The sequence below is a fragment of the Parafrankia sp. EUN1f genome, assembly GCF_000177675.1.
Classification (GTDB): Bacteria; Actinomycetota; Actinomycetes; order Frankiales; family Frankiaceae; genus Parafrankia.
Genome location: NZ_ADGX01000040.1, coordinates 24,814 through 39,849 on the forward strand (window position 1 = coordinate 24,814; position 15,036 = coordinate 39,849).

A 15,036-nucleotide genomic window follows, 5' to 3' on the forward strand; every position below is an offset into this window, starting at 1 on the left:
TTCGCAGATTCGGCCGGCGCCGGGCCGAAGCTGGCGACGGCCTGTGATGCGTCGACCGTAAACGGCTGATCGTCCGGGCCGATGGTAGGGCGGGGGTTGGAAGGTGAGGCGTGGGCCGTCCGTCGCGGGCGCGGGTTCACTGGCACCCGCACGTGCAACAGCAGAGGTACGTGCACTGGCCTCTGCACCCCATTCTACGGTCCGGGGTGTCGGGCACCGCGCGACCGTGCGGCCTGGCCGGGGCGTACCGCCCGGGCGTCCGTCCCGCATGCACGTGAACACGAGCGCAACCGGTGCGCCGGAGGGCCCCGAGATGCCGGCCGGGGCGATCATCTCCGTCGTCTGGCGCCTCGAAGGTGCCGGTCGGGTGGTCGGCGGGCTCCTGCCACGCGGGCATCCCGACGGCGGCGTGCTCGGCAAACGGTTCGTGTGCGGCGAGCAGGTCTGGGCCGCCGAGATGCATCCCTGGGAGCAGGAGATCTCCGCGGAGGCCAGCCTCGTCGAACCCGGCCCGCCGGCCAGCCCGGCGCGCATAGTCGTGCACGGGCCCGGCGGGGACATCACCGGCTACCTGGACCAGCCCGACCTGCCATCGGGGCGGCTGGCACGGTTCACGACCGGGCTGCGCCGCGACGCTCGGCGGGTGCGGGTGCGGGTGGGCGGCCGGGTGTGGTGGGTCCGGGCGACGCACATGTTCGGTGTGCGGGTGACGCGGGACTCCGACGTTCTGGTCTACACCACCCACGGTAGGCACGCCGAGTTCGGTGCGGGCGCCGACCAGCTGGATGTCAGCGTCGTCCTGCTGACCCTCGCCTCCATCCCCAGCTCGGCCTACGCGCCGATCCTGGGCTTCTGACGTCCGCCGGCGGCCAGGCACCAGAGATCAGGCACCCGGCCCCAAACGCCCGGCCGCCCCAAACGCCCGGCCGCGCCGAGCGGTCACGCGCGCCGGGCGGTCAGGCGTTGACGATCCGCCGGCCCTCGAAGGCACGGCCGAGGGTGACCTCGTCGGCCCATTCGAGGTCGCCGCCCATCGGCAGCCCGCTCGCCAGCCGGGTGACCGTGAGGCCCATCGGCGCGATCTGGCGCGCCAGATAGGACGCCGTCACCTCACCCTCGGTGTTCGGATCCGTCGCAAGGATGATCTCGGTGACCACACCGTCCGCCAGCCGGGCGATCAGCTCCCGGATGTGCAGATCATCCGGGCCGACCCCGCCGATCGGGTTGATCGCGCCGCCCAGAACGTGGTACCTGCCGCGGAACTCGCGGGTCCGCTCGATCGCGACGACGTCCTTCGACTCCTCGACGACGCAGATGGACGTCTGGTCGCGGCGCGGGTCCACACAGATCCGGCACAGCTCCGACTGGGCCACGTTGAAACAGGTCCGGCAGAACTGGACCTTCTCCTTGAGCTCGGTCAGCGCGCTCACCAGCCGACGGACGTCCGCCGGGTCGGCGGCGAGCAGGTGGAACGCGATGCGCTGCGCGCTCTTCGGCCCGATACCGGGAAGCTGGCCCAGCTCGTCGATCACGTCCTGGACAACGCCTTCGTACATGGCGGCGACAGACTCAGCCGAGGCCGGGGATGCCCAGGCCGCCCAGCGCGCCCCCACCCGGCAGCGCACCGGGTGCCGGGGCACCGCCACCGAGACCGGCCGCCCCGCCCAGCCCGCCGAGACCGCTCAGCGCCCCGCCGAGGCCACCGGTGGCCGCGTTCATCTTCTCCGCGGCGAGCCGGTGCGCGTTGGTCGTCGCGTCCCGCACGGCGGCGAGGACGAGATCCGCGAGGGTCTCGGGGTCGTCCGGATCCATCGCCGCGGGCTTGATCACAAGATCGACGAGCTCGCCGCCACCGTTCACGGTCGCGATGACGAGCTCACCGCCGGCCGAGCCCTCGACCCGGGTCTCGGCCAGCTCCTGCTGGGCAGCGAACAGAGCGGCCTGCATCCGCTGTGCCTGCTCGAGGATCTGCCCCAGGTTGGCGCCACTCCCGGCGGGGATCTGTGGGTTCGACATGACCGTGAGCCTACGTGCCGGGCGATGCCGATCCGACGCCAGCCGCCGCCGGATCGCCCGGTCAACCCGACTGGTCGATGACCGTCGCGCCGAGGCTTGTGCGCAGCAGGGCCACCGCGGCCTCCTCGCTGCTCCTGGCATCCCCCGGATGGGTGGGTACGTCCTCGTCGTCGAGGGACGCATCGTCCACCCCGGAGATGTCGCCGACAGCCGCCGGCCCCGCGGTGGCCACCGAGGAGCCAGGCGATCGACCGGCCGCGGCGTGCCCGGCGCGGGCGGTCATCATCGCGGCGCGTGCCGCGGCAGCCCCGCTCTGAGGCCGGCCGCCGCCGGTCGCGGGTGGGACGGCACCACCCGGCTGAGCCGGATCCTGCCGCGGAACCGATCCGGCCGGTGGCGACGCGAGCGCTGTGCCAGGGCCGGATCCGGGTCCGGGTGTGGTGCCGGGTCCGAATGTGGTGCCTGGGCCGGGCGCCATGCCAGGGCCGCCGGGTGCGCGGCCGTGACCGGCTACGACGCCGTGGCCGGGTGCGGTGCCGGGGCGCACGGCGGGCGGGGGCCCACCCGAACCGTTGCCGGCGAACGGATCGGCCGGCGGGTACGCGCCGAACGCTCCGGGAGGCCCGGCCGTCGCGGACCCGGGTACGGCCGCCCCGGCGCCGCCAGGTCCGACGCCACTGGACATCTGCGGCGACGTGCTGACGGACATCTGCGGCGACGTGCTGACGGCAGGGGGCGCTGTGGCGACGGCTGACGCGACCGCCGCCACCGGCGACCCGAAGGAGCCGCCGGCCGGCGTGGCAGGTGCCCCGGGGGCCGACCAACCGTCGCTCGAAGGCCCGCCTGCACCCGGAACGCCCGGAACGCCCTGCCTCTGCTCAGGGCCGCTGTCGTGGGGGACGCCCGGGCCGCCGGGCATGCCTGGCCCCGCTGTGCCGTTGACGGCCCCGCTGCCCGGGTGCGCCTCGGCGCCACCATAGGCCGCGGACGCGACCCGCGGACCAGACCCGCCAGACCCGCCGGAGACGCCGGAGCCGGCATACGGACCTGGACCGGCGGGGGCGGGAGACCCGCCATACGCGCCCGGTGGCACCGGGCTGAACCCGGCCGGGGGCGCGCCGCCGCTACCGGGCTGCCCGGCTCCGCCCGACCCGCCGGTGCCCCGAGGAGCCTGGGGGCGACCACCCGACGGGCCGGGACCACCGCCTCCGATGGTGACCCGCCACGTTCCACCGAACCGGTCGGTGAGCGCGGAGGCCAGGATCTCGGCGTTGTTCCCCTGACCGAACATCTTCCCCATCGCCGGCGCGGAGAACGAGAGCACGACCTCGTCCCCGCGGACCTCGACGACCGAGGCGTAGTCCTTCAGGATCGCGTGGGTCCGGCGGCTGCGGCGGCCGGCGAATGCGAGCACCTCATCCCAGACGGCGGTCAGCCCCGCGGCATCAAGGCCGCCGGAGCCGGCGCCCGGAGACGACGCCGTCGCTGCCGGGTACGCGGGCGCGGGCGCTGCCGGGTACGCGGGCGCGGGCGCAGCCGGGTACGCGGGGCCTGCTGGAGCCGCGGCCGTGGGCGCGGGCGCGGGTGGGTAGGCGGGTGCCGGCCCTGAGGCCGGAGGCCCGGTGACCGCACCCGCGGGACCCTCGGCGGTGGCTACTGCTGCTGGCGCGGGCGGGCCGGCGTGCGGCGGTGCCTCCATGTGGGCGTTCGCGGCGGTGGCCGCCGGGCCCGCGAGCGGAGCCGCTCCGAGCGCCGGCGCCGGCCGGCGTTCCAGCCGCTCGAGCCGGACGGCGAGCGCGGCCGGGTCCGCGGAGGCGCTGGGGAGAAGGGCGCGCGCGAGGATCAGTTCCAGCAGCAGCCGGGGGCTCGCCGTCCCGCGCATCTCGACCAGGCCGGAATGCAGGACGTCCGCCGTGCGGGAGAGCTCCGCCGGCCCGATGCGGCCGGCCTGGGCCCGCATCCGGTCGACCTGGTCGCTGGAGAACGACTCCAGCAGGCCGCGCTCCACCGCGTCGGGCACCGCGGCGACCACGATGAGATCACGGAGCCGGTCGAGCAGGTCGGTCGCGAAGCGGCGCGGGTCGTGGCCGGACGAGACCACACGATCGACCACGGTGAACAGTGCCGCGCCGTTGCGCCCGGCGAGGGCGTCCACGGTCTCGTCGAGCAGGATTCCGTCCGTCATGCCCAGCAGCGCCACCGCGCGCTCGTAGCTGAGCCCGCCCTCCCCGGCACCGGCGAGGAGCTGGTCGAGGACGGAGAGCGAGTCCCGGACGGAGCCGGCACCCGCGCGCACCACCAGCGGGAACACCGCCGGGTCGACGACGACCCCCTCCTGCTCGCAGATCGACTCCAGATGCCCGCGGAGGACACCAGGAGGCACAAGCCGGAAGGCGTAGTGGTGCGTCCGGGACCGGATGGTGGCGATCACCTTGTCCGGCTCGGTGGTGGCGAAGACGAACTTCAGGTACGGAGGCGGCTCCTCGACCACCTTCAGCAGCGCGTTGAACGCCGCCGCCGTGACCATGTGCGCCTCGTCGACGACGAACACCTTGAACCGGGCGGACGCAGGGGCGAAGAACGCGCGTTCACGCAGGTCACGAGCATCATCGACAAGACCGTGCGAGGCGGCGTCGATCTCCGTGACGTCCATCGACGAGCCGGTACGGATGGAGACGCACTGGTCGCAGACCCCGCAGGGCTCCGGTGTCGGGCCCTTCTCACAGTTCAGCGAGGCGGCCAGGATCCGGGCCGACGACGTCTTCCCGCACCCGCGGGGGCCGCTGAACAGGTAGGCGTGGTGTAGCCGCCCACTGCGCAACGCGTGACCAAGCGCGTCGGTGACGTGCTCCTGGCCCACCACCTGGCCGAACGTCGCAGGGCGGTACCTGTTGTACAGCGCAGTGCTCACTCGTGTGCTCCGGATGCTCGCGATGCTCGCCCGAACGAGGAGGACCCCTCGCACACCCGCCAGAGCCCGCTTACCCTTGCTGCCTTCCGGCCCTGGGGGGGTTCACGGGGTAACGCCGCACGAGGGGTCTGCTGTGCAGTCTAGCCGTCTCCCAGCGATCATGAGCGTGCGGGTCCGGTGGCCGGCTGTGAGCCCGTTCGCGCCCCCCGGCGCCCCACTACGCCCCGCCGTCAGATAGGCTCCCCCACGGAGGATTCGCCTAGTGGCCTAGGGCGCACGCTTGGAAAGCGTGTTGGGGGCAACCCCTCGAGAGTTCGAATCTCTCATCCTCCGCAACGATCGTCCCGCCCTATCAGGGCAAGTGCCGCAGGCCGGTCCATCCCGGAAACCGACCCGCGATCCTGCGGTCTCAGTTCTGGTCTCGTTCGTCCTGCGCTGCGGGCTTCACCGACGGGGACGGCTCCCACAAGCTGCCGGCCGACCTAGTCCGCTGTGTCGCGCAACATCGGGTCGGTCATGTGCTGGCAGCGACGCCGCATGTCCGAGGACCAGCCCATGATCCCCATGACGATCCGGTCGGGCACCCCCAGCAGGAGAAGCCTGGTGGCTGCGATGTGCCGGGCGTCGTGCAGCCGCGCGTCACGCAGTCCGACGGACCGCAGCAGCGCCTTCCACTCGTGGTGGTTCGGTGTCCGGGTTCAGCAGGTGGCCCGTCTCGTCGGTGAACAACCCGCCCTCCCTCCTGCCACAGCGATCCAGCCAACGCCCATTCGGTGTTCTGACCTATACGGCTGGGTCTGTGACGGTTCGTGGTCGGCCGGTTAGGCTTGCCAGCCATAGCTCGGGATCGGGAGGCGGGCGTGTCGGGTTCTTACGGCCGATGATCATTGACCGAGAGCAGGTCGCGGCGGCGCTGCCCGACTACACGGTGGGCGTCCAGCTTGGGCGCGGGGGGTTCGGGCTGGTACTGGCCGGCGAGCATCGAAAGATGGGCCGACCGGTCGCAATCAAGGTGATGGCGGCGGACAACGGCGAGGGCGTGACCGTGGCCGGGTTCACCGACGAGGCACGGGTGCTCGCCCGCCTGAACCATCCGCACGTGGTGCAGGTCTACGACTACCGTGAGACCGGCGGGCTGTGCCTGGTTGTAATGGAACTGCTCGCCGGCGGAACACTGGGCAAGCGCCGCGCGAATCTCACTCCCCAGCAGGGGTGCGCGGTCGGCTTGGCGGTGGCCACCGCGCTTACCCACGCCCACACCCGCCGGGTGCTGCACCGCGACATCAAAGCCGGCAACGTTCTGTTCGCCGCCGATAGCACCCCCAAGGTCAGCGACTTCGGCATTGCCAAGATGTTCGAACGTTCTGCCGTGACCGTCAGTGGGATGGCAGGCACTCCGATGTACATGGCGCCGGAGCAGATCGAAAGGGGGCGGATCGGCCCGGCCACCGACCTCTATGCACTCGGCGTCATGCTTTACCAGCTCCTCACCGGCAGGCACCTCTTCAATCCTCGCCAGGACAGGCAGGCCCTGTGGCACCAGCACCTCAACGACCCGCCGCCTCCGCTGGTCGGTGTGCCTGACCCGCTCGCCGCCGTCGTCCTGCGTGCACTGGCCAAACGTTCCGCCGACCGCCAGCCCGACGCCCACACCTTTGCCATCGATCTCGCCCACGCTGCCACGCGTTCCTACGGACCTGGCTGGATCAGCGCCACTGACCTGCCTCTCCACCTGTCTGATGATGTCCGCCACGCTCTCCAGACGGCCTCACCACAGCTAGCCCCACCAGCGACCGAGGCTGGGACAAGCTCCCCCGTGTCTGCACTCGTGGACGGCGCCACAGAACTGGCACCGACGGCCGCCCCACGAACAGCCCCGCCACCCCTCGCCGGGAACGAGAGCACCTCCCGGCGGCCCTCCAGACGGCGCCTGCTGGCCGCCGGCGCCACAGCCCTCACTGTCACAGCTGTCACACCATTCCGTTACGCACCCTCCTCAACTCCGGCCCGCCAGCTATCTGGTCCCATCCGGCCTCCCTCGGCGAATTGCCGATTGGGCAGGGCGAGAATGTGAACTCGGTGGCCTTCTCCCCAATCGGTCGCATTCTGGCTATCAGCTCCAGCCCTCCCGGTGAGAGCGGCGTGGTGTGGTTGTGGGATGTGTCCGATCCGGCCCGGCCGGCCCAGCTGGGACAGCCACTGACCAGCCGGGACGGCGGAGTCGGGGCGGTGGCGTTCTCCCCGGACAGGCGCACCCTCGCACTTGGCCTCGGCGTCGACAGCGCGGTGCAGTTGTGGGATGTGTCCGATCCGGCCCGGCCTGCCCAGATGGGCAACCTGCCGACCGACGATTATGGATCGGTGTTCGATATGGCGTTCTCGCCAGACGGACACATCCTGGCCACTAGCAATTATGAGCAAGATTCGGTGCGGTTGTGGGATGTGTCCGATCCGGCCCGGCCAGCCCCGCTGGGTCATCCATCGACGAATGTGAAGAGGAGTTGGGCCTCACTGGCATTCTCGCCAGACGGACACATCCTGGCTATCGGCAGCCAAGCAGTGTGGCTGTGGGCAGGGGGATGACCGTCCAGCTCGCCCTCATCGCCCAGTGCATCGAGCCGGCGTCCGGGTGCCGGCTCGATACGCGGTTGCCGGGTGAGGTCAGCTGACGGAGCGGGCAGGTGCGGGTGTCGAGACCACCGGCGGGGTGGTCGCCGGATCTGTGGCACCGTCGAGGGCGGGCAGGCCGCGGCGCAGGATCGTGATGGCGCAGGCGGCGAACCCGACGAGCAGGATCACGTTCGCGATGGTCCCGACGACCCCGCCACCGCCGCCGGCGAAGTTGACCGGCTCGTAGACGACGAACAGCGCCGCTGCCCAGCGCGGCACGGCCCGTGACCGCCACAGCGCGATGCCGAGGCACATCATCGACACCAGGCCACCGACCAGGCTTAGCAGGACGAACGCCTGGAACTGCGCCGAGCCGCTCAGGTGGTGCATCAGCGTGGCGCCGGCAGCGTGGTCGGTCTCGGCGGCCGCGGCGCGTACATCATCGGTGCTGATCAGGCCGATCCAGGCGCTGCCGGAGATGATCCCGAGCCAGCCCGCGACGGCGGAGAGCCGGGGCGAGCGTGCGAAGGCCAGTAGCGCCGTGAGTGCCGTGGAGGCCCCGAGCAGGACGACGAAGATCTCGGCGACGAGCGCCGCGTCGACCCTGTCGGAGTGGGCGGCGAACGTCTCGACGGCCGCGAGGTCATCGCCCTGCCCGGTCGTGGGGAGGAGCGCCGTCGACAGCACGGCGCTCACGCCCACGACGACCAGACAGGTGGCGGCGAGCAGCCTGCCGATCGGTGAGGTGGACCTGGTGGACATGGCAGGGGCTCCTTTCTCTGGGAGCTGAGGTGGGTCTCGGCGGAAGCTGAGATGGTCGCGGCGCGGCGAGCGGCGTGACCGGGCGACGAGAGGCAAGGGGGTCTCGGCGGCGGCCGTGTGGCCATGGCCGCCGCCTGGAGCCGCCTGGTGCCGACGGGTGGGAAGGGCTCTGGGCACATCCGAGTCCGCGCGGACCACCAGGCGGCCGGTTGCGCGAGGGATCAGCCGGCGTCCGGGGGCCGTTGCCGGCTGCGGCTCATCCGACCTCGAAGCCGGCAGCGACGACGCCGCTGAACTGCGGCGGTGTGCCGACGGGCGCGGTGACGACGTAGCGGCCAGCGCTGAGCGTGGCCAGCGCGTACGCCGGCGCGGCACCCGTCGGCTGGGCCACCGCGACGATGTCGGCGATGTCCTCGACGTTGACCTTGCCGGCCTGCACGTCGGCGGCGGTGGCGGTCTGCCCGTCCCGGACCTTGCCGAGCAGCAGGATGAAGCCGGCCTTCGCCGGGTCGGTGCCCGTGTTGGCGAACCTAATCGCGACCGGGCCGGCAGGCAGCGTCGCCGGCACGCCGGACAGGGCGCCCCCGTCGCTGTTCGTCACGTCGAGGGTGGGGTAGTCGCAGGAGTCGTGCGCCCAGGCGTTGACGGCGGTGAGCGCGGCCTGGAGCGAGGCGTCGTCGGTGGAGACCGGCTTTCCTTCCGTCGCGTCCCGCACGGCCGTGGCCAGCGTGTCGACCTTGCTCGTCAGGTCTGCCGGAACACCGGCGCGCAACGCGGTGATGCGGGGTTGCAGCGGTGTCGCCCAGGCGGCCAGTTCGGCTGCTGACGCCGGCGGCCCGTCCGGATCGATCCCGGGGATGTTGACCCAGTCGCTGGCCAGCGCGGCGTCGCAGGCCGTCCGGGTGGCGTCGGCCGTGGCCGTGGCCGTGGCGGTGGCCGACGGCGTGCCCGCGGCGGCGGGCGAGTCGGAAGAGCCGGAGCAGGCGGGGAGCAGGACGAGGGCGCCGATGCTGACGGCACCGACGACGACGGTCCATCGGCGGGTGGCCAGGCCGGTGATGCTGTGAGTCTTCATCGTTGTCTCCTGATCGGACCCTGATCGGACCCTGGTCGGACCGGTCCGGCTGACCGGTCGTGGCGGCAGGGCGATCATTCGGGCGGTTCGTTCCCGCCGGCACCGGTGCGCTGTCCCGCGATGACCGGGAGGATTTCCCGGCACGAACGGGAACCGCCGTGCCCCACACTGGTCCGACCGGATGCGATCACACGGTTGCACCGAGACAAAAGGCACGGGGAGCTGGCGTGGATGTGACTGGTGGGGACCCGCCGCGGTCATTGCAGCCACGGGCACGGTGGCGCTGGCTCGCGCATGCCCTCGCCCTGACCGTGCTGGCGCTGGTCGCGGTCGGCGTGCTGCTCGTCGTCGCCACCCCGAGCGGGGTCACCACGCCGAGCGGGGACTCGGCGAGCAGACACGGCTGGAGCCAGCTCATGCTCGCGGTCCCGTTCCTGGTCGCAGGATGGCTGCTGGCCGCGCGGCGGCCGGAGGTGCCGTTCGGCTGGCTGGCGCTCACCGCCGCTTTGACCCACGCCGGTGCCGCGGCCGGCACTGGCTGGGCGATGTACGCGGTGTACGGCGGGCACGACCTGCCAGGCGTGGTAACCACGGGGATCCTCAGCGGCGCGTTCGAGGCCACGGCGCCGGTCATGATGGCGACTACCTGGGCGACCTTTCCCTACGGCCGGTTTCCACGCGGGCGAATCGGCTGGCTCGCCGCTGTCAGCATCGGGCTGTGCGCCGTGGGCTGGCTGTCCGGGCCGCTGTGGGATTTCAAGCTCGCCGACCCGCCGCCGAAGTACGCCGACGTCACCAACCCGATCGGTGTTCCCTTCCCCGGCTGGCTGCCGGTGCTCCTGTTCTCGTCGGGACTGCTGCTCGGGTCGGTTGTCATGGTGGTGCGCTGGCTGCGGGCCGAGGGCGAGCTACGCCGGGTGCTGCGCTGGCTCGCCGTCGTCAACGCCGTTGCCATCGTGTCGACGCCGCTCGTCGTGGCGCTGCCCGCCGGCGAGATGATCGCCAACGTCGGCACCGTCGTCGAGCTGGTCGTCGTCGTCGCCGTGGTGCTCGCGAACCGGGTGTACGCCATCGAGGTCGTGCTCAACCGCACGCTGGTCTACGTCCTGCTGACCGCGTTCGTGGCCGCGGTGTATGCGGCCGGCGTGGCCGTGCTCGCCGCGTTCGGGCAGGCGGTCGGCGGCCCCTGGTCGGTGGCGGCCGCTCTGGGCGCCGCCTTCAGCCTGGCTCCAGCCCATTCGCGGGTGCAGCGGATCGTCAACCGCTTCCTCTATGGAGAGCGGGATGAGCCGCACACGGTGGCGACCCGGGTCGCGGCCCGGCTGGAAACCGCCGGAAGCGTCGAGGCGCTGCTGCCGAGCCTGGTGGAGGCGCTCGCCAGAACCCTGCGACTGCCGCGCGCGACCGTGGAACTGCGCGGCGACGACGGGTCGGTTCAGGCCGTCACCTACGCGGACACCGGCGACGCGGGAAACGAGACCGACCGTTCTGCAGGTGCGGCCACCGCTCGTTTCCCGCTTGTGCACCAGGGCGAGGAGATCGGGGCGCTGGTGGTGGGCCTGCGCTCGGGGCAGGGCACCCTCGGTGTGCGGGAAAGCCGGCTGCTGACCGACATCGCCCGCCAGGTCGCCGTCGCGGCGAGCAACGTGCGGCTCACCGAGGCGCTGATGCGCTCCCGGGAACGAATTGTCAGCGCCGCCGAGGAGGAACGCCGCCGGCTGCGCCACGACCTGCACGACGGTCTCGGGCCGGTCCTCACCGCCGCCGCGACGAAGCTGGATGCCGCCCGCAACATCGCGGGCCGGGATCTGCCGCGGGCGACGAGCCTGCTCGCCGACGTGCGCCGCGACCTCACGTCCGCGCTCGCCGACCTGCGCCGACTGGTCTACGCGCTGCGCCCGCCCGCCCTCGACGAGCTCGGCCTGCTGGCGGCGCTGCGCGAGACGCTGCGCGGCGCCGCGCTGCCGGTGACGCTGACCGCCCCGGACACGCTGCCGCCGCTGCCCCCGGCGGTGGAGGTCGCCGCCTACCGCATCGTGACCGAGGCTGTCACCAACGTCGCCCGGCATGCGGGCGCCACCCGCTGTGACGTGACGATCGACTGCGCCGAGGCGCTGACCATCGAGATCCGCGACGACGGCCAAGCCCGCCGTTCCGAGGGGCGCACGGCCAGCACGGCCTCCTGGACTCCCGGGGTCGGGCTGACCTCGATGCGGGAACGGGCGACAGCGCTCGGGGGAACCTGGAGCGGCGGGCCCACCGCCGCCGGTGGCCGGGTCGTGGTCGAGCTGCCACGGACGTTGGCCGGCAGTGGCGTCCCGCGGCTGCCGAACACGCCTGACCGCCCGTCCGCCCAACACGATGGGAACGCCAATGACGCGAATGTCGAGGACACGGTGAACACCCAGCTGGCCGGGAGCACGGGATGACGCGGACGAACGGCGGCGCTGATCGTCTCGATCCGGAAGCGGCCGCCACCGGCGCTGACTGCGCCGACGGCGCGGCGGCGGGCATCCGGGTGGTCATCGTCGACGACCACCGCATCGTGCTCGACGGTCTGGTCGTGCTCCTCGACTCGATGGACGGAGTCACCGTCGTGGGTGACGCCACCTCCGGTGAGCAAGCGATCGGGCTGGTCGAGGGGCTGCGCCCGGACGTCGTGCTCATGGACATCGAGATGCCGGGGATCGGCGGCGTCGAGGCGACCAGGCGGATCACCACCGCCTACCCGCAGGTCGCCGTGGTGATGCTGACGATGTACGGGGAGGACGAGTTCGTCTTCGCCGCGCTGCGCGCCGGCGCCCGCGGCTACCTGCTCAAGGGCGCCCAGCAGGAGGACGTCGTACGCACGGTCCGCGCCGCCGCCCGCGGCGACGCCGTGTTCGGCCCGGACGTGGCGCACCGCGTCCTGCGCGCCTTCACCGACCCACGACCCGCGACGAAGCCGTTCCCAGAGCTGACCGACCGCGAGCGCGACGTGCTCGGCCTGCTCGCCAACGGGTGGCCGAACGGCCGCATCGCCCGCCACCTCGGCCTCACCCCGAAGACGGTGGCCAACAACGTCTCCAACATCCTCACCAAGCTCCACGCGACTGACCGCGCCGCAGCCATCCTCGCGGCCCGCCGCGCCGGCCTCGGTGACCCCTGACCGCACCCCCAGAACAAACGCTGAGATCCGTCTGCGGTGCCATGAGCTGGCCGTTCTGCGTCGCCAGGCTGCCTGGCCGCGTTGCTCGCGGGGCTCACCGCCATAGCGTCAAACGTCGGCATCGCGGTGGCCGTGCTCGGGGTCTGTTTCTCGCTGGAACCCTCGATCGCCACTCACCCGAGGCCCGAGCTCGACGGCATCGACCACCGCACCGGCCGGGCCGATGCGGTGGTAACAACTCGGCGTGCTCGCCTTGGCGACGTTGAAACCTGCTGGTCAGAGGCCTTTTCCGCCGTGACTGGACAGGTCGGCATTGACCGATCCGGCAATAGCCGCTCCGAACCCAGGGGCAACAGACCACACCCGGGATATTTCGAGGCCTGGGAAACTGGCGGGAGTGTTTCTCAGCAATGCACTCCAGGGATCCCGGCCCCACCGACGTACCAGCGCCCGTTACTGATAGTGTCCTTGTATCCAATTGTCGTGGATACGCCGACACCGCAGACGACGGGCCTTGGCGTGGTGCTGCAGGCCGTACTGCCTACTGCGACATTACATCCGTAGGTATTCTGCCAGTTGTCGTACTGCGCATGGGCTGCTTCTCCGGGCGAGAGGGTGTCGTTCAGCTCGAGATAGGCCCACTCCGTGTTGCAGCTCGAACTGTACTTGACGGACAGCGTGCCGAGATTGCCCGACTGCGTTGGGTAGCTTCGAGACCAGGATGTTGATGAACCGATGACGATCGCATCGGACTGGTCACACGGCGCCGCGGCGGCCGGGGTCGCGGTTGCAACCGCGCCCAAGGTCCCCATACCGACCGCCGTCGCGGCGGCCGCTCCTACATTGAAAAAGTTTACACGCACGTCTTCGACCCATCCTTCGTTTCGACGCAGGTAGGCCTGTCGCAAGGAAAGGCGCCCACGAGGACCTGGCTGTCGGACGACTCGTGAAACAACGTTTTGCGTACCACTGGCACGCGCGCATCTGTCGAATCCACTGGACGGCCGACGGCCGACGAACCCCTGCCTGGAAAGAACACTGAGGACTTTAGCGTCCCATCAAGATCGAGGCGAACGATCGGCCGAAAATCGCCACTCAACGAGTTCCGGGCCCGGATGGTTATCCGGTCACATTCTGTGCCTTCGGAATGGCGGCCGTCCGCGACGGCCTCCGGCAGCAGCGGCTTCGCACCTTCCTGTGCGGCACCTGTGTGAACTGCGGATTCGTTGCAGTAGTCCTGGTGTGCCGTCTGGGCGGCGCCGTCGGCCAACGCACGTCGAACGGCGGCATCTCGCTGCCGCCGTCACCACCTGTTATGGCCGGTGGCCCTTTCGCTACAGGAGCCGCCTACGTGGACCCCGGGCATGTGAGGCAGATCTCACCCTTGTCGTGGGGTAGAAGACTCCCCGGGTGGACGACCGGTCAGTCGATCAGTCGCCGAGGTTCGTCGACGAGCTGACATTCGGGCTGAGCGTCACGATCCGCTCGCCGACTCGGGGCGCCGCCCGGCTGACGTCGAGCAGCGTGCGTCCAAGGGCCGTCTGGGTCGTGCCGACCCCGGTCGGGGTACGGCCCAGGTCCGCCGGCACCTCGAAGGCGCAGGAAGGGTCACCCCAGGAACGGCAGGACCGGCTGGCCGCGGACTCCGACGGCGGCGGCGAAGACCGCGCCCGCGGCCGGGTGGCGCGTGAGGTCGGTGTGGCGCTGGGAGGTGGTGATGTACAGGGTGTCGAGGCGGTCGCCGCCGAAGGTGCAGGCCGTCACCCGGGGCACCGGGAGCGCGACGATCCCGTCGAGGCGGCCGGCGGGGGAGTAACGGTGGACCGCGCCGCCGCCCCACAGCGCCACCCACAGGTAGCCGTCGGCGTCCACGGTGAGCCCGTCCGGCACACCCGAGCCGTCGGGAACGGTGAGCAGGGCTCGACGGCCGTGCAGCCCCCGCTCCGTGTCGTAGTCGAAGACGTCCACCCGCGACGTCGGGGAGTCGACGTAGTAGGCCTGTGAACCGTCCGGGCTCCAGGCCAGACCGTTCGAGATGGTCACATCGGTCAGCACGACGCTGACGGTGCCGTCGGGCGAGAGCCGGTAGAGCGAGCCGGCGCCGGTCGTCTCGGCGTAGGCCATTGACCCGCAGTAGAAGCGGCCGTCCGGGTCGCAGCCGCCCTCGTTCATCCGGACCTCGGTGCCGGCGTCCCACAGATCCCCGAGGTACCGGCGGGTGCCGGAGATCAGCCCGGTCGGGTCGTCCGGGCCGGCGGGGTCGACCAGCATGAAGCCCCGTTCCAGCGCGACCACCGTCCCGCCGGTGCGCCGTGGCCGCAGGGCCGCCGCCACCGCGCCGACATGGTCACGGCGGACGGCGCCGGTCGCCGGGTCGACGGCGAGGACGTCGCCGGCGAGCAGGTCGACGCAGCGCAGCCCGCCCCAGTCCGATCTCCAGTCCTGGTTCCAGACCGGGCCTTCGCCGTGGAAGGCCACCGGGTCGGTGATCTGCTCACTGTCGATGCTCATCGG

At 71.6% G+C, this 15,036-nt stretch carries 14 protein-coding genes, 1 tRNA gene and 1 other RNA gene; 6 read left to right on the forward strand and 10 right to left on the reverse strand.

Annotated features, from left to right (window positions below; genetic code table 11):
* Nucleotides 1–268: 268 nt before the first annotated feature.
* A complete protein-coding gene (locus FREUN1FDRAFT_RS14360) occupies nucleotides 269–856 on the forward strand; it encodes a hypothetical protein (RefSeq protein ID WP_035951598.1) in 588 nt (195 codons plus the stop codon).
* A gap of 100 nt (nucleotides 857–956) precedes the next feature.
* Here the strand turns inward: FREUN1FDRAFT_RS14360 and recR are convergent, their stop codons facing one another.
* From recR to ffs, 4 genes are all read right to left on the reverse strand, one after another.
* The gene (gene recR, locus FREUN1FDRAFT_RS14365; RefSeq protein WP_006540806.1) at nucleotides 957–1,556 is read right to left on the reverse strand and encodes a recombination mediator RecR; all 600 of its coding nucleotides are present in this window, start codon (nucleotides 1,554–1,556) and stop codon (nucleotides 957–959) included.
* Between the two features lie 13 nt (nucleotides 1,557–1,569).
* On the reverse strand, nucleotides 1,570–2,016 hold the full coding sequence (locus FREUN1FDRAFT_RS14370) for a YbaB/EbfC family nucleoid-associated protein (protein ID WP_006540807.1): 447 nt from the start codon (nucleotides 2,014–2,016) through the stop codon (nucleotides 1,570–1,572).
* 61 nt (nucleotides 2,017–2,077) lie between these two features.
* A complete protein-coding gene (locus FREUN1FDRAFT_RS14375) occupies nucleotides 2,078–4,927 on the reverse strand; it encodes a DNA polymerase III subunit gamma and tau (protein ID WP_006540808.1) in 2,850 nt (949 codons plus the stop codon).
* A gap of 36 nt (nucleotides 4,928–4,963) precedes the next feature.
* An RNA gene (ffs, locus tag FREUN1FDRAFT_RS40665) (signal recognition particle sRNA small type) lies at nucleotides 4,964–5,059 on the reverse strand.
* Nucleotides 5,060–5,175: 116 nt separating this feature from the next.
* Here ffs and FREUN1FDRAFT_RS14380 point away from each other — a divergent pair.
* A tRNA-Ser gene (locus tag FREUN1FDRAFT_RS14380) sits at nucleotides 5,176–5,260 on the forward strand.
* A gap of 149 nt (nucleotides 5,261–5,409) precedes the next feature.
* On the opposite strand, the gene FREUN1FDRAFT_RS48010 is transcribed toward FREUN1FDRAFT_RS14380, so the two are convergent.
* Nucleotides 5,410–5,592, reverse strand: coding sequence for a hypothetical protein (locus FREUN1FDRAFT_RS48010; RefSeq protein ID WP_198144324.1), 183 nt, complete (start codon nucleotides 5,590–5,592; stop codon nucleotides 5,410–5,412).
* 215 nt (nucleotides 5,593–5,807) lie between these two features.
* Here FREUN1FDRAFT_RS48010 and FREUN1FDRAFT_RS14385 point away from each other — a divergent pair, with 215 nt between their 5' ends.
* The gene (locus tag FREUN1FDRAFT_RS14385) at nucleotides 5,808–7,001 is read left to right on the forward strand and encodes a serine/threonine-protein kinase (RefSeq protein WP_006540809.1); all 1,194 of its coding nucleotides are present in this window, start codon (nucleotides 5,808–5,810) and stop codon (nucleotides 6,999–7,001) included.
* Nucleotides 7,002–7,006: 5 nt separating this feature from the next.
* The gene (locus FREUN1FDRAFT_RS43795) at nucleotides 7,007–7,510 is read left to right on the forward strand and encodes a WD40 repeat domain-containing protein (protein WP_157474780.1); all 504 of its coding nucleotides are present in this window, start codon (nucleotides 7,007–7,009) and stop codon (nucleotides 7,508–7,510) included.
* A 78-nt stretch (nucleotides 7,511–7,588) separates the two neighbouring features.
* On the opposite strand, the gene FREUN1FDRAFT_RS14390 is transcribed toward FREUN1FDRAFT_RS43795, so the two are convergent.
* The gene (locus tag FREUN1FDRAFT_RS14390) at nucleotides 7,589–8,299 is read right to left on the reverse strand and encodes a hypothetical protein (RefSeq protein WP_006540811.1); all 711 of its coding nucleotides are present in this window, start codon (nucleotides 8,297–8,299) and stop codon (nucleotides 7,589–7,591) included.
* A 256-nt stretch (nucleotides 8,300–8,555) separates the two neighbouring features.
* On the reverse strand, nucleotides 8,556–9,374 hold the full coding sequence (locus tag FREUN1FDRAFT_RS14395; protein WP_006540812.1) for a hypothetical protein: 819 nt from the start codon (nucleotides 9,372–9,374) through the stop codon (nucleotides 8,556–8,558).
* A gap of 227 nt (nucleotides 9,375–9,601) precedes the next feature.
* Between FREUN1FDRAFT_RS14395 and FREUN1FDRAFT_RS14400 the strand changes: the two genes are divergently transcribed.
* Nucleotides 9,602–11,803 (forward strand): sensor histidine kinase, encoded by a 2,202-nt coding sequence (locus tag FREUN1FDRAFT_RS14400; protein WP_006540813.1) that lies wholly within the window; start codon nucleotides 9,602–9,604, stop codon nucleotides 11,801–11,803.
* On the forward strand, nucleotides 11,800–12,522 hold the full coding sequence (locus FREUN1FDRAFT_RS14405) for a response regulator transcription factor (RefSeq protein WP_006540814.1): 723 nt from the start codon (nucleotides 11,800–11,802) through the stop codon (nucleotides 12,520–12,522). The genes FREUN1FDRAFT_RS14400 and FREUN1FDRAFT_RS14405 overlap by 4 nt, the downstream gene beginning before the upstream one ends.
* Nucleotides 12,523–12,926: 404 nt before the next feature.
* On the opposite strand, the gene FREUN1FDRAFT_RS43800 is transcribed toward FREUN1FDRAFT_RS14405, so the two are convergent.
* The 3 genes from FREUN1FDRAFT_RS43800 to FREUN1FDRAFT_RS14410 form a co-directional block, all read right to left on the reverse strand.
* Nucleotides 12,927–13,385, reverse strand: coding sequence for a hypothetical protein (locus tag FREUN1FDRAFT_RS43800; protein WP_157474782.1), 459 nt, complete (start codon nucleotides 13,383–13,385; stop codon nucleotides 12,927–12,929).
* 567 nt (nucleotides 13,386–13,952) lie between these two features.
* Nucleotides 13,953–14,111 (reverse strand): hypothetical protein, encoded by a 159-nt coding sequence (locus FREUN1FDRAFT_RS43805; protein ID WP_157474784.1) that lies wholly within the window; start codon nucleotides 14,109–14,111, stop codon nucleotides 13,953–13,955.
* Nucleotides 14,112–14,130: 19 nt separating this feature from the next.
* Entirely contained in the window at nucleotides 14,131–15,033 is a 903-nt protein-coding gene (locus FREUN1FDRAFT_RS14410) for an SMP-30/gluconolactonase/LRE family protein (protein WP_006540816.1), read from the reverse strand.
* Nucleotides 15,034–15,036 lie beyond the last annotated feature (3 nt).

Coding starts and splice junctions, on each gene's coding strand:
- FREUN1FDRAFT_RS14410 (WP_006540816.1), bottom strand. CDS start 15,033: ATGAGCATCGACAGTGAGCAGATCACCGACCCGGTGGCCTTCCACGGC.
- FREUN1FDRAFT_RS14405 (WP_006540814.1), top strand. CDS start 11,800: ATGACGCGGACGAACGGCGGCGCTGATCGTCTCGATCCGGAAGCGGCC.
- FREUN1FDRAFT_RS14360 (WP_035951598.1), top strand. CDS start 269: ATGCACGTGAACACGAGCGCAACCGGTGCGCCGGAGGGCCCCGAGATG.
- FREUN1FDRAFT_RS14395 (WP_006540812.1), bottom strand. CDS start 9,374: ATGAAGACTCACAGCATCACCGGCCTGGCCACCCGCCGATGGACCGTC.
- FREUN1FDRAFT_RS14370 (WP_006540807.1), bottom strand. CDS start 2,016: ATGTCGAACCCACAGATCCCCGCCGGGAGTGGCGCCAACCTGGGGCAG.
- recR (WP_006540806.1), bottom strand. CDS start 1,556: ATGTACGAAGGCGTTGTCCAGGACGTGATCGACGAGCTGGGCCAGCTT.
- FREUN1FDRAFT_RS14390 (WP_006540811.1), bottom strand. CDS start 8,299: ATGTCCACCAGGTCCACCTCACCGATCGGCAGGCTGCTCGCCGCCACC.
- FREUN1FDRAFT_RS14385 (WP_006540809.1), top strand. CDS start 5,808: ATGATCATTGACCGAGAGCAGGTCGCGGCGGCGCTGCCCGACTACACG.